This window comes from Haliscomenobacter sp., assembly GCF_965225875.1.
Taxonomy (GTDB): Bacteria; Bacteroidota; Bacteroidia; order Chitinophagales; family Saprospiraceae; genus Haliscomenobacter.
On record NZ_CBDDBS010000003.1, the window covers coordinates 1,866,137 to 1,877,912 of the forward strand.

Consider the following 11,776-nt stretch of genomic DNA (forward strand, 5'->3'; position numbering starts at 1 on the left):
CTCTGAGAAACTCTGTGGTAAAAAATCAATTCAGAATTCACCTTAAACTACCCATTTCAAGGTTCTCACTCCTCCCCTTTTTCAGGGTTTTTCATGCATGTACAATCCTGATTTACGCAGATCTACGTATGCCGATTATGTAGACTTACGGATGCTATTGGCCACGGAAAAGCCGAATTTTGCCTCTGTAAACATCATTTATCAAAACACCAAAACCACAGGTCATGAAAAACGCCACCCTTGAAATCCTGGGCATTTGTACTTCTTCTTTGCTGTTGGCTTCAGTCGTGGGCTACAGTTTGATCTTGTTTTTCAGGTTCCTATTTGTATTCATCACTGCTATAAGAGTTTGGATCGATACTGGACTAGGTTTCTAAATCTTGGTTTTTACCAAGGTTTTCTGAGCTGAAGTCCCGTAGGTTTGCAGAAAAAAAACATGCAAGCGAATACACTTTTGGACACCCTCTACCAGCAAACCGAAGCCATGCTGGACAAAGCTGTACAAGAATGGCAAAACATGCCGCCACAAAAACTGAATGTGGAGCCAGCGTCCGGCCGTTGGAGTGTGGCACAATGCCTGGCGCACCTGAATGCTTACGGGAATTATTACTTACCTGCCATTGAAAAAGCCATTCAGGAAGCGAAACAGGCAGGTAGTACGCCTGCAACGGAGTTTCGGAGTAGTTGGCTGGGAGCTTATTTTACGAAGCTGATGCAACCGGATTCCAAAACTAAAATGAAATCACCCGCCAATGCCATTCCGCCCACTTTTTTGAACCCCGCCGAAACCCTGGCCCAATTCATCGACCAACAGGAGCGGATGTTAAAGCTGATTGAAGCGGCTAGGGCGGTGAACCTGAACCAAGTGAGGATTCCCATTTCTATTGCGCAATGGATTCGTTTGAAATTGGGGGATACTTTTGGATTTTATACAGCACATCACCGGCGGCATGTATTGCAGGCAGAGCGGGCTTTGGAGGCGGTTTCGAATCCAACGATGTCCGTAGTGAAGTAACGTTAAGGCTGAATACCATCTCTTGAGTGTTGCTTAAGTGCCTTAAGTTTCTTAGGTGGTGAAACATACGTCGCTCTCTGTTTTTTCACCACCTAAGAAGCTTAAGGCACCACAGGGGCACCTTAGATTATGCGATTACAGCCCTGGGTTTTTCTTGTTTGCCCCAAGCCTTCACATCTTGCCAGGCATCGTACCCAAACGCTGAAACTGACATCAGGATCATAATCAATCCAAACAAATAAAGCCCCAAAAATAGCCCAATTCCCACATGTAGTCCAATCATCGCCAGCAACCAAAACACCCGCAATCGAGGCACCCACATCCCGATGAAATAAAAGGTTTCGATGAACATCGTAAACCAGCTCAGCAGCATCACCAGCCAAGGCACTTCACTCAGCCAATACACCCCAAATTGGCGAAAATCTGGTTGAATCACTGCTCGCCACAAGACATCACCCTCCCACCAATTGGTGTACAACATTTTTTCATACCCCGCCGAAAAATAGGCCAGACACAGGTGAATTTGTAAAACCCGAATCGCCAGTGTTGAGGCCCAGTCTGGAGCAGAGTTGACCCAACCCCAATAGGCATCCAATGAAAAAGCCTTCGCTGCGGGCATGACCATCAAATAAAAAAGGGAAATGTGCAAAAAGATGTCCACCCCATAAACGTAAGTCGGCAAAGAACTCATCAATACATAGTGGCAAGCCCAGGTGCAAATCGCCCAAAACCGGGTAAGGATGCCCAACAAAAGGCCAGTTGCGGAAACCACGTATACCACAAAAAAGAGGTAAATAAACTGGCCATCATTGATGCCCCAAGGGCGCAGCAATACGTAAACATCTTGCAAGTGTACATGCCAGCTGTGATTGAAAGCCTTGGAAATCTCCCACTGTACCCAGCCTTCACTGCCTACAAAGGCTTCCCAATCCGGGTACCACAAGGCAGCTTGCAGCAAAACAAAACCAGCGATCAGCAAGCGGAAAATACCAAGGGGAGCAACTGGAATGGGCTGGGTGAAAAACTGTTGAAAGCGGAGAAGCCCATGATGGAACAAATTCATATCCTTAGTTTTTAGGGTTATAGGATTTTAGTTTAGAGGCCAAACTGCACCCGGTAAAAAGTGCCCTTTTCTACTTTGGCCCCTTTGCGGTAGTCTGCCAAGTCAGGATATTTGATGCCCTTCATCGTGTAGGTAATTTTGGTCATCTCGGGATGTTCATTGAGCAGGTAGGTACAGGCAGAGCGGGCGCAGAGATCGATGAAAGTGGAGTCGCGCGCAGCGTGGACTTTGTATCCATAAAATCGATTGGCGGACTCCTGATTGTGGGTCAAAAAATCAAAACCTTCCAGCGTAGAGTAATGGATTTTTTTGCCCTGTCCATTCTCCAGCAGGATGTCTACCTCGGTGCTTTTGCCTACATCGGGGGTAAAAAAAGCAAAGCGCCAGGCGGAGTAATTGACTGCAGTTAGAATGGCAAAAGGTTTCTCGGCAAATTGATACACCTTATCATTGTCCAACAAGCGCAAGATTACCGCAGCCACCAGCAACAAATGAAGAGTGGCCAGGATATAGATGATTTTTCTGAACATGGTTTTAGGCGTTGTGGGTACCATGACCCGGTAAAGCCATGGTACCCCTCCATGCATTAGTTTTTAACGCAGGTCATTGTACTTCGCAGAAATGTCTTCCAGGGCTTTCATCTTCTGTTTGCCCAACAAACTCATCAGTTCTGATTCCCCTTCGCTGTAGATGTAAAAGACCTCATTGGCACTGCGGTCACCTGCAATGAAAGTCCATTTGGTGCCTTTAGCGGCAGTTCCGCCAGTTCGGCTTAAGGTTTTTAAATCTGCCATTTTGATGGCTTTGCTACCGTACACTTCACTACCATTGTTGAATACCAGGCGGTATTTGCTGGCATCCACCCCTTTAAAAATGTCAACAATGGCTTTTTTGTCAGCCGCAGAAACGCCGTTTTGGGCGGAGACCTGGGTCATTGTTCCTACCATCAATAGGGCAATTAGGCATAATTTAATCAATGGGTTGTTCATGATGAATTGGTGTTTTTGGTTTGTGAAAAAAGGAATTCGGAGCAAAGTTCAGGGGATTGGAGCATACCCACCTCACCCAAATGGGTGATTTTGTAAGTGGCTCGGATCAGGAAGGTGTAGCATTGTGTGGCAAAAAAATAAAATAAGCAACGCTTTTGCTGGTTTTGTTGTACCTTAATTTAGTGAAGTTTACATTGAAACCAGCGATTGCCATGAGAAAATTGCCTTATTGTGTCGTGCTACTGCTTTACCTGGGAATATTGCAGTTTCCCGGCTTGTGTTTTGCCCAATCTGGCGGTGAAATCTGCGAGAATGGCCGCGACGACGACGGCGATGGGCTAATCGACCTCAATGATCCCGATTGCACCTGTGCTATTATCCAACCCAAGTCGCTGATCCCTAACCCATCTTTTGAAGAATTCACTTGTTGTCCACAAACCCAAAGTCAACTCAATTGTGCAGAAACCTGGATTCAGGCCTCGGAAGCCACCACTGATTTTTTACACACCTGTGGCTGGATGGGTTGGAACAACTTGCCTGCACCTACCCCTTTTCCTGATGGCAATGCCGCAGTTGGTTTTCGCAATGGTCGCTTTAACCAGCAGATGAACGATCCAAACTGGAAAGAATACGCTGGTGCTTGCCTGTTGGGGCCTTTAAAAGCAAAAACAGCTTACAAGTTCAAGTTTTGGGTGGGCTTTACCGTGGCAAGTGAGTCGCCACCTACCAACATCGTTTTTTATGGGGCTACTGATTGTGCTTCACTGCCATTTGGCAAAGGCAATACCGCCTACGGTTGTCCGCTCAATGGCCCTGGTTGGGTAGAATTGGGCCGGGTATTCATTCAAGGGGCCAATCAGTGGATTCAGTATGAAATCAATGTTACTCCGCAGCAAAACATCTACGCCATGGCCATTGGGCCAGACTGCGAAGTTTCTGCCCAGGCTACCAATCCTTACTACTTTTTTGACAACTTGGTCCTCGATGAGCGGCGCAATTTCGAATATGCCATCAGTGCCAAAGGTTTCCCCTGTACCAATGATCAGTTTTTCCTGGAAGTTCCCCTGATCGAAGGTTCCAACTACCAATGGTACAAGGATGGTGTAGCCCTGGTCGGCGAAACCAAAGCCAGTCTCCAGGTCAAAACGGGCGAAGGGCGTTACCAGGTGCGCATCAGTGATGATGATGGTTGCCGGGTTACGGTGCCCTATGTGCATTTGTTTCCTCGCTCCACCAATTTTATTGCTCGGAAAATTTGTCCGGGTACAAGTTATGCTTTCAACCAAAGGCTGCTCCGTTCGGCTGGGGAATACATCGACACGGTCAAAACCATCCACAATTGTGACAGCATTGTGCGCCTGAGTTTGAGCATTGAAGATGATTTGATGGATACAGTTCAGGCCCGGATTTTGGAGGGAGAACAATTCAAAGTGGGTAGTCGGCTATACGGTTCGCCCGGGCAATTCCTTTCCACCCTGAAATCGACCATTGGTTGTGACAGCACAGTGCTGCTTAACCTGGATTTTTATAAAATTTTCTTCCCCACTGGTTTTAGCCCCAATGATGATGGCAAAAATGACCGCTTCGGTTTTTATGGTGGTGAAGAGCTACAACTCATTGCCTCCTTCCATATTTACGACCGTTGGGGTGGCTTGGTCTGGTCGGCACGCGATGTGCAGCCTGGGGATGAGGCAGCCTTTTGGGACGGTACTGCCCGCTCGGAACCTGCGCCCCAGGGGTTGTATACCTATGTGGCTACGCTTATTCTGGCAGATGGGCGGGAACATGTGCGGTATGGGGGGGTTACGTTGGTGCGGTGAGGTTTAAATTCCCTTTTTGTCATCCCCATTAGCCGCTATATAAAAATTGGGGTTGCTACATAGTAACCATATAGCCAGTGAAGCATTATGTTATTGATTCTAAACGAATCGATCAACATATTAAATCATGTGTCATCCAGCTTCTAATCTCTTGTTTTCACTGTTGCTTTTCTTCTCCTCTACTGGTTCGGGCGGGGTTCTGTTCGGGCAGGCTTTAGACCATCCACTATATGAGTTGGAAGCCAGGCTAAAAAAAGGAGACCAATACGCTCTTTTTGAAGTAGCCCATTATTTTGACAGTCAGGCACCCATTTCATTGTTTTTTTGCTCAAACCCCTGGGTAACCACTGAGGCATATGTCGCAAAAAAGATGGTAAAAGAAAGTTGTCAATTTAAACCCGAAGAGTTCATCATTACAGATTCTACTACGGGCAGGCAATTTTTTGATTTTTTAAGCCTCTATCATCAACAGCTCCTGTTTTTTAAAATGGCCTCTTGTTTCATGCTCCAAGCCCCTGAAAAATGGGAAATTCGCTTTGACCTTCGTAAAATTTCTTCGCTAAAAAAAGAGGAAATAGAAGATCGAATTGAGGAGCTTTTGGATTTGGAATGGATCAAACAAAGTCAAGTAGAAGCACTCATCGCTAGAAAAGACCCTAAAGCACTTTTGGCGATCACAGCAGAGTTATTCACCCATCGCAGAGATAATGATAGGTTTAAGTCCCCGGAACCCTACCTTCAATTGGTACATTGGTTGACAGGAATGGAAATAGGTGTAGAAAATGAACATGGAAAAATGTCATGGGTGGATGATTATTATTTTGATGATAAATCGCGGTTTAATTTATGGGTCTTCTTTGCAAAGCATTACCAGCAATTCGAATGGAATGAACAAGAATCCAAATTTATCAACCCTCAGCTTTTGATAAGATCTCTGGACAAAGAAGAATACTTATTTCAATTGCTGAGCAACGAAAATGACTCTTTGGCTATGGATGCCTTCATCCAACTGAGTTCTTGTTCTCCCCAAAAGGTGAAACTTGCAGCAAGTGAATACTTCGATTTTAGTATGGTAAAAAATGATTTCATTCCTGTTTTTCCTTGTGCCTTTATCACCAAACTTGCCGAATTGACGGCTTATTGCCGCGATCATGGCATTGATTATAAAGGGGCTGCACTTTTACAAAAAAAAATTGCTTTACTGGGCACTGAATTACCTGTAAATGAAATGGTTAAACTAGAGAATGATCTCATTCAAGGACTTAACTTGGAAGAAATTACTGTGCTCGAATATTGGGCACTGGTTTACGAAAGTCGTTGGCAACTGGGTAAATCGACCAAAAGAATTTTGAATGAATTCTATCAAAAAAACTGGCAGCAAATTTTAGCCCAACCCAAACACCTGGACCTTTACCTTAAAAAAGCAAATCTATTGTATCAATTGACCTACCAGGGATTCTACAATGACTATCGCGGAAGATTTAGCCCGATTACTGCTGAAGAATCAAAAGCCTTAAACAATCACTCGACTCAAGATATTGAGGTAAAAGCGGAGATTGAGCTGCTGTTGGGTCATAAAAAGCATTAATTTATCTACACCTCGACAAACAATTCCCCCCGACTCAACAACCTCGCCGTCCTTAACACCCCGGCCTTTTTCACCCCTATTTTTCCATCCAGCAGCTCATAATTCAACTGCACCGTGCATTCCCCGGAAGGATGTTCAATGGAAAAAAGCTTAACGTTTTGACTGGGTAACTGGGATATTCCTTCAGCGATACTCCCCGGAACCACAACCGCCGTCGCCACTGAAATCGCCGCCAATACCCCAATGGCATCATGCAGGACATGGGGAATGAACATGCGGGTATGCAGCACACCGCCGTCTTTGGGCGGAGCAATCAGGCACATTTTGGGTACCGTTTTTTGCGCCACATTGCCCAGATTCATGAGTGGCCCCACCTTGAGTCGGATCTGTTCAATTTGGGCTTTCAATTCCAGGTTGCTACTCAAATCTTCAACCGACTCATACCCACTGAGTCCAAAATCGGCCGCGCGCAGCAGCACCACTGGCATGCCATTATCGATACAAGTCAGCTCATATCCATCCACCTCATCTAGCACCTTACCTGTTGGCAATAAAGCTCCACAAGTGCTCCCCGCCACATCCAGGTAATTGCAAATGATCGGCGCAGCCGTGCCTGGAACCCCGTCGATCCGGGCAGTACCCTCATAATTTACTTGCCTGCCAGGTGTTTCTACCAACACCTCACAAATTCCCCCGGTATTCAGCATATTCACCCGCACCCGAGTTACAGGGTCGCTTGCTTTGACCAAGCCTGTTTCAATCGAAAAAGGAGCCACCCCGGCCAGGATGTTCCCACAGGTTTGTCCCGTCGAAACTTGCCCTTTGCCTACCACCACCTGCAAAAAAAGGTAATCCACATCCGCATCAGGGTGCTTTGAAGGGCCAACGACCGCCGCTTTGCTGGTCAGTGAATGGGCTCCCCCCAGGCCGTCAATTTGGCGAGGGTCGCCTTCGGTGGTACCTTCCATGGCCAACAAAACGCTACGTTTGATGGCTTCTACATCCTCGGGTAGGTCTTTGCTCAAAAAGAACAGGCCTTTGGAGCTGCCACCGCGCAATTGCATATAGGGAATGGCTTTTTGCATGTCAAGCTTTTTGTTGTACCAATTTTTCCAATTGATCCCGGGTAGCCTTACTCATCAAAGGATCGAGCTGTTGTGCTTCCAGCATCTCCACCACCGCGGCCATTTCTTCCCTGCGGCGGGCAGCATGGGTGTAAGTTCCGCTCACAAAACGATCAATCAATTCATCCTTCCCACCGATGACGGAGCGGATCTGCTCACGGATGTAAGCCTCCTGCCCAAAGGCTCGGCCCACCTCTACCGCTTCGTAAATCACCCCGGCAATGCCCTTGTACACAATCGAGCGCAGGAGTTTGAGTTCAGCAGCAGTACCAACTGCGGCATCTGGCAATACTTCGATTTGCAAGGGGTAGTCCCCCATTTTATCCTGAAACAAAGCAGCTCCCTGTCCGGCAGCCAGCATCGGGGTACGAATACCCGTAGGAGGCACCGGCGCCATGATGGCCAGGTCTACGAATTGCACACCGGAGCTTTGCAGGATTTCAGCAATGGCTTGTTTTTTGCCTGGGGCAGAAGTGTTCATTTCCAAAAATACTTGCCAGGGTTGTAGCACTGGCAAAATCTCTCGTGCAACTTCCTCCGACACCGTGGAAAGATTGACACTAAAAATGAAGTCAGCCCCTTGCACAGCTGCAGCGTTGCTTCCCGCCAAAACGAATTCAGCTGGCAGTGGCCGTTGGGGATTGGGATCCCAACCCTGCACCTTAATACCCAATTCAACTAAATCCCGCGCAAAATGGCTGCCTGCTTCCCCGAGTCCTAAAATAGCGATGCGCATGTCAGTATCCGAATTTTTCATCCCAGCCATAAATTTGAATTGACGTTTTTCCACGACGCAATTGAACTCTTACCGCTTCCTCCCGGGCCTCCCGGGCAGTGGCTTTTTCGATGGCTTCTTCGATCCGCTTTTGAGGCACTACCACTACCCCATCCCGATCCCCTACAATGATGTCGCCAGGATGGATCAGGCATTCGCCAATGATGATGGGTTCGTTGAGGGTGCCTTCGCCGAAGTTGGTCGTTCCACGGATACAAAGCCCTCGGCTGAACACCGGAAACCCTATGGCTTCGATGTCGTCGGCATCACGTACACAGCCATCGATGACCAGCCCGGCAATCCCTTTTGTTTTAGCCCCCAGACTCATCAGGTCGCCCCAATACCCCGCTTCGTAAAAGCCGGAACAATTGGCCACAATCACGTCGCCAGGCTTGGCATAGGCATAGGCCCGATGCAAAAGGACATTGTCGCGGGGCATGGTTTGTACGGTGTAGGCGGGGCCACAAAGCTTAATGCCTGGATAAATCGGCTTAATCGCTGAGGGCAAATTCCCGGTTCGGCCTAGGGCTTCGTGCAGGGTCGCTGCCGAAAATTGGTGGAGTTGTTGGATGACATCCATATCAAAAAATGCTTGAAACGATTCGGGGCACCATACTTTGGTGCGCCTCGGCAAATTGAATTTGTTTTTTGCCGGAGATCCGGCGAGCGTGGTTGGCCCGGCGGGTGGCCAGCTCTGCGTAATAGTCGCGCAGGTAGGTTTGAGCACCCATACAAGCCATGGCGGCCAGTTTTTTGTCCATCACCGAGCTAATGTCGATGAAGGTATCGGGTACAAAGCCACACAATTCCGGTTGATGCGGTTCAAAACTGTACCAGGCGGGCGGATCGATGTTTTTGAAAGCGCTGGGCACCCCGGCCCCGGAGGAAAGCAAGCGGGCGCGCTGCACGGCTTGAAAAGCCAGGGGATGGTCGGGGTTAAAAGGGTCTTTTTCCGAATGGGTCAGGATAACCGTTGGTTCAAAATCTCCCACCAGCGCTGTCAATTGTGCAATTCTTTCGTCCGACAAAAGCATGGGATAATCGCCCCAATCCCAAAATTGAATGGGGGTTCCGATGGCGTCCGCGGCGCGTTGTGCCTGTTCGTGGCGGATGATTTTTACACTTTGCTCGCTGCGTTTGGGGTCTTCTTTCCAGAGTTCACCAGATTCGCCCCGTTCGCCGTAGGACAAGGCGATCACCAGGGTTTCGGCCCCTTCTTCGATGGCTTTGGCAATGGTGCCTGCAGCGCGCCATACGAAATCGCCGGAGTGAGCACCGACGACTAGTAGTTTCTTTTTCATAGGTGATTGTTTAGGAAATTGTTGCTGGCTTAGGTGCTTCTTAGGCGGTGAAATTTTGCCCTGCTTCGCAGTGCTTTTTTTTCACCACCTAAGAAACTGAAGGCACCTAAGGAGCACCTAAGTGTTTATGGCATATGATGACAAATCAACCCTCAGCATCGGGCATTGGTGTGCCTCTGGTATGAAAACTCGCCACGGTTGCCAAGCCCCAGGCTTGCCCTTTTTTCCGCTCTTCCAATGTCCATTTGACCGTTTCGAAGTCAGGATCAAGCACCAGACGAGCGGTAGTGTTAGCAATTTCAACGCGGTTGCCACCGGGCTCGTAAACGTACAAGAAAAAGGTCTGCTGGATGGCGTGTTTGTGCGGGCCAGTTTCGATAAAGATGCCGTTTTCCAGGCAAATATCTGCGGCGATCAGTACTTCTTCCCGGCTGTTGACGGCGTAAGTGACGTGGTGCAGGCGATTGTCCAGGCCCAGGTGGTCACCCGTAACGGCCAGGTCATAGGATTTTGAATTCACCTGAAACCAGACCGCCAGTGGGTTTTGCTCTTCCAGGTTATCGATAATGGTTTCGGTGAGGACTCCACCCAGAGTGTCCAACTGAAAATCGCGGAAAGCCCGAATGTCTGGCGCCAACAAATTAAGGTGGTCGATGCGCCGCACATTGATTCCTTTGGCTGGAAATTTGCTGGCGGTGTTTTTTAAAGCCGACTGCATATCGCCCTCGGCCTTGTACTTGTGGCTTTCAAAATACAACTCCGCCAAATGGCCACTAGGATAACGAAATTGGTAGGCGGGCCCATGGCCCACACTTTCGTGCCAACCTATTCCTGCTCCGGTCTCGGCCAGTGCTGCCACCCTTCGCTCAAGGGCCTCCTGGCTTTGGGTACGCCAGGCAAAATGGCCGATACCAGCCTGGCTGCGGGCGGTAAGCTTGAGGGTATGGTGCTCATAGTCGTCGTAGGCCCGCAAGTAGATCGAGTCTCCACTGGCTTCGCTGACGTACATGCCCATGATGTCTGTAAAAAAACGGGCACTTTGATCCAGTTTGGGCGTATACATTTCCACGTGCGCCAAATGAGCCAAATCGCGAATGATGGTTTTCATATGTTGGTGTAACTGCTGCTGATGTAAAGGTCAAATTTCGACAGCTTTTTGCAAAGTAGATGAAAACTATCCTTAGTATTGCGGATAAAAATCAAACATCCGATGGGCAAAATCAAACCCTTGCTCAACTTCGAAGGCTTGTACGGCGATCTGAATACCCAGTATTCGGCAGATTATATTTTTTTGGAGCTCATTGCCACCCGCAGCAAAGATTTTGACTGGAACATCTCACCCCATTTGCATACCCATCTGTTTCAATTTTTCATCATTGAAAAAGGGAAAGTCAGTTTTCAGGGAGAGTCAAACCATCTGGATTTGCAGGCCCCTTGTATCCTGCTTTTTCCACCCAGCGTGCTGCATGGCTTGGTTTATAGCCCGGATGTGCATGGGCATATTTTGACGCTTTCCGAGAGCATCGTCGAGGCTATTTTTCCAACATCTTCACCCTTGTGGCAAACCTTTCATCAAGCTCAAATTTTGCAGGATTTTGGCCCGGATAGTCCTTTTTCCAGTTTTATTCACCTGATCCAATCCATTGAAAAGGAGTTGTTCTCCGAAAAACCTGCCCGCGAGCAGCTACTCAATGCTCATTTCGCTACCTTTTTTATCCAATTTTACCGACAAGTTGTTGATCATGCCGCCCATGAAAAAGACAATTTGATGGTGAGCCATTTCCGGAAGTTTCAAAAAAACATCAAAACGGCCAGCTTTCCCAAAAGTATTCCCCAGTTTGCTGCCGAACTCGCCATCACTCCGGTGCACCTCAACCGCATTTGTAGGGCTGTAGCTGGGAAGCCGGCCATCCAGCTGGTGCAAGAGCATCTGGTGGGTGAAGGTAAAAAATACCTAATCCACACCTCCTATTCCATTTCAGAAATTGCCTATCAGCTCAATTTTGAATACCCCAACTATTTTGCCCGGTTGTTCAAGAAATACACTGGGGTTTCGCCCATGGAATACCGGGCAAAGGAGCGGGGCGGGGAGCCTATTTGA

Annotated in this window: 13 protein-coding genes; 5 read left to right on the top strand and 8 right to left on the bottom strand. The window is 48.0% G+C overall.

Annotated elements, in window-relative coordinates:
• The first annotated feature begins 224 nt into the window (after positions 1-224).
• Together ACO08K_RS27790 and ACO08K_RS27795 are read left to right on the top strand one after the other, a co-directional pair.
• Positions 225-377 (top strand): hypothetical protein, encoded by a 153-nt coding sequence (locus ACO08K_RS27790; RefSeq protein ID WP_421799760.1) that lies wholly within the window; start codon positions 225-227, stop codon positions 375-377.
• 59 nt (positions 378-436) lie between these two features.
• A complete protein-coding gene (locus ACO08K_RS27795) occupies positions 437-1,015 on the top strand; it encodes a DinB family protein (RefSeq protein ID WP_421799761.1) in 579 nt (192 codons plus the stop codon).
• 127 nt (positions 1,016-1,142) lie between these two features.
• On the opposite strand, the gene ACO08K_RS27800 is transcribed toward ACO08K_RS27795, so the two are convergent.
• The 3 genes from ACO08K_RS27800 to ACO08K_RS27810 all read right to left on the bottom strand — a co-directional run bounded on the left by ACO08K_RS27800 (position 1,143) and on the right by ACO08K_RS27810 (position 3,067).
• Positions 1,143-2,078 carry an HTTM domain-containing protein gene (locus ACO08K_RS27800; protein ID WP_421799762.1) on the bottom strand — a complete coding sequence of 312 codons (936 nt, stop codon included), beginning with the start codon at positions 2,076-2,078 and terminating at the stop codon, positions 1,143-1,145.
• 32 nt (positions 2,079-2,110) lie between these two features.
• Complete coding sequence (locus ACO08K_RS27805) at positions 2,111-2,608, bottom strand: hypothetical protein (RefSeq protein WP_421799763.1); 498 nt, start codon at positions 2,606-2,608, stop codon at positions 2,111-2,113.
• A 63-nt stretch (positions 2,609-2,671) separates the two neighbouring features.
• Positions 2,672-3,067, bottom strand: coding sequence for a hypothetical protein (locus tag ACO08K_RS27810; protein WP_421799764.1), 396 nt, complete (start codon positions 3,065-3,067; stop codon positions 2,672-2,674).
• Between the two features lie 212 nt (positions 3,068-3,279).
• Here ACO08K_RS27810 and ACO08K_RS27815 point away from each other — a divergent pair, with 212 nt between their 5' ends.
• Entirely contained in the window at positions 3,280-4,887 is a 1,608-nt protein-coding gene (locus ACO08K_RS27815; protein WP_421799765.1) for a gliding motility-associated C-terminal domain-containing protein, read from the top strand.
• Between the two features lie 127 nt (positions 4,888-5,014).
• The gene (locus ACO08K_RS27820) at positions 5,015-6,475 is read left to right on the top strand and encodes a hypothetical protein (RefSeq protein ID WP_421799766.1); all 1,461 of its coding nucleotides are present in this window, start codon (positions 5,015-5,017) and stop codon (positions 6,473-6,475) included.
• Between the two features lie 5 nt (positions 6,476-6,480).
• Here ACO08K_RS27820 and ACO08K_RS27825 read toward each other — a convergent pair whose 3' ends face one another.
• The 5 genes from ACO08K_RS27825 to ACO08K_RS27845 all read right to left on the bottom strand — a co-directional run bounded on the left by ACO08K_RS27825 (position 6,481) and on the right by ACO08K_RS27845 (position 10,783).
• Positions 6,481-7,560 carry a 4-oxalomesaconate tautomerase gene (locus ACO08K_RS27825; protein WP_421799767.1) on the bottom strand — a complete coding sequence of 360 codons (1,080 nt, stop codon included), beginning with the start codon at positions 7,558-7,560 and terminating at the stop codon, positions 6,481-6,483.
• A gap of 1 nt (position 7,561) precedes the next feature.
• Complete coding sequence (locus ACO08K_RS27830) at positions 7,562-8,365, bottom strand: NAD(P)-binding domain-containing protein (RefSeq protein WP_421799768.1); 804 nt, start codon at positions 8,363-8,365, stop codon at positions 7,562-7,564.
• Positions 8,337-8,954 (bottom strand): 4-carboxy-4-hydroxy-2-oxoadipate aldolase/oxaloacetate decarboxylase, encoded by a 618-nt coding sequence (locus ACO08K_RS27835; RefSeq protein WP_421799769.1) that lies wholly within the window; start codon positions 8,952-8,954, stop codon positions 8,337-8,339. The genes ACO08K_RS27830 and ACO08K_RS27835 overlap by 29 nt, the downstream gene beginning before the upstream one ends.
• Before the next feature lies 1 nt (position 8,955).
• Positions 8,956-9,675 (bottom strand): PIG-L deacetylase family protein, encoded by a 720-nt coding sequence (locus tag ACO08K_RS27840; protein ID WP_421799770.1) that lies wholly within the window; start codon positions 9,673-9,675, stop codon positions 8,956-8,958.
• A 145-nt stretch (positions 9,676-9,820) separates the two neighbouring features.
• Positions 9,821-10,783 (bottom strand): VOC family protein, encoded by a 963-nt coding sequence (locus tag ACO08K_RS27845; protein WP_421799771.1) that lies wholly within the window; start codon positions 10,781-10,783, stop codon positions 9,821-9,823.
• Between the two features lie 102 nt (positions 10,784-10,885).
• Between ACO08K_RS27845 and ACO08K_RS27850 the strand changes: the two genes are divergently transcribed.
• Positions 10,886-11,776 carry a helix-turn-helix domain-containing protein gene (locus tag ACO08K_RS27850; RefSeq protein WP_421799772.1) on the top strand — a complete coding sequence of 297 codons (891 nt, stop codon included), beginning with the start codon at positions 10,886-10,888 and terminating at the stop codon, positions 11,774-11,776.

Excerpts from the sequence above, each read along its gene's own strand:
- ACO08K_RS27830 (WP_421799768.1), bottom strand. The coding sequence starts at position 8,365 with ATGGCTGGGATGAAAAATTCGGATACTGACATGCGCATCGCTATTTTA.
- ACO08K_RS27820 (WP_421799766.1), top strand. The coding sequence starts at position 5,015 with ATGTGTCATCCAGCTTCTAATCTCTTGTTTTCACTGTTGCTTTTCTTC.
- ACO08K_RS27800 (WP_421799762.1), bottom strand. The coding sequence starts at position 2,078 with ATGAATTTGTTCCATCATGGGCTTCTCCGCTTTCAACAGTTTTTCACC.
- ACO08K_RS27805 (WP_421799763.1), bottom strand. The coding sequence starts at position 2,608 with ATGTTCAGAAAAATCATCTATATCCTGGCCACTCTTCATTTGTTGCTG.
- ACO08K_RS27790 (WP_421799760.1), top strand. The coding sequence starts at position 225 with ATGAAAAACGCCACCCTTGAAATCCTGGGCATTTGTACTTCTTCTTTG.
- ACO08K_RS27850 (WP_421799772.1), top strand. The coding sequence starts at position 10,886 with ATGGGCAAAATCAAACCCTTGCTCAACTTCGAAGGCTTGTACGGCGAT.
- ACO08K_RS27810 (WP_421799764.1), bottom strand. The coding sequence starts at position 3,067 with ATGAACAACCCATTGATTAAATTATGCCTAATTGCCCTATTGATGGTA.
- ACO08K_RS27840 (WP_421799770.1), bottom strand. The coding sequence starts at position 9,675 with ATGAAAAAGAAACTACTAGTCGTCGGTGCTCACTCCGGCGATTTCGTA.
- ACO08K_RS27795 (WP_421799761.1), top strand. The coding sequence starts at position 437 with ATGCAAGCGAATACACTTTTGGACACCCTCTACCAGCAAACCGAAGCC.
- ACO08K_RS27835 (WP_421799769.1), bottom strand. The coding sequence starts at position 8,954 with ATGGATGTCATCCAACAACTCCACCAATTTTCGGCAGCGACCCTGCAC.
- ACO08K_RS27815 (WP_421799765.1), top strand. The coding sequence starts at position 3,280 with ATGAGAAAATTGCCTTATTGTGTCGTGCTACTGCTTTACCTGGGAATA.
- ACO08K_RS27825 (WP_421799767.1), bottom strand. The coding sequence starts at position 7,560 with ATGCAAAAAGCCATTCCCTATATGCAATTGCGCGGTGGCAGCTCCAAA.
- ACO08K_RS27845 (WP_421799771.1), bottom strand. The coding sequence starts at position 10,783 with ATGAAAACCATCATTCGCGATTTGGCTCATTTGGCGCACGTGGAAATG.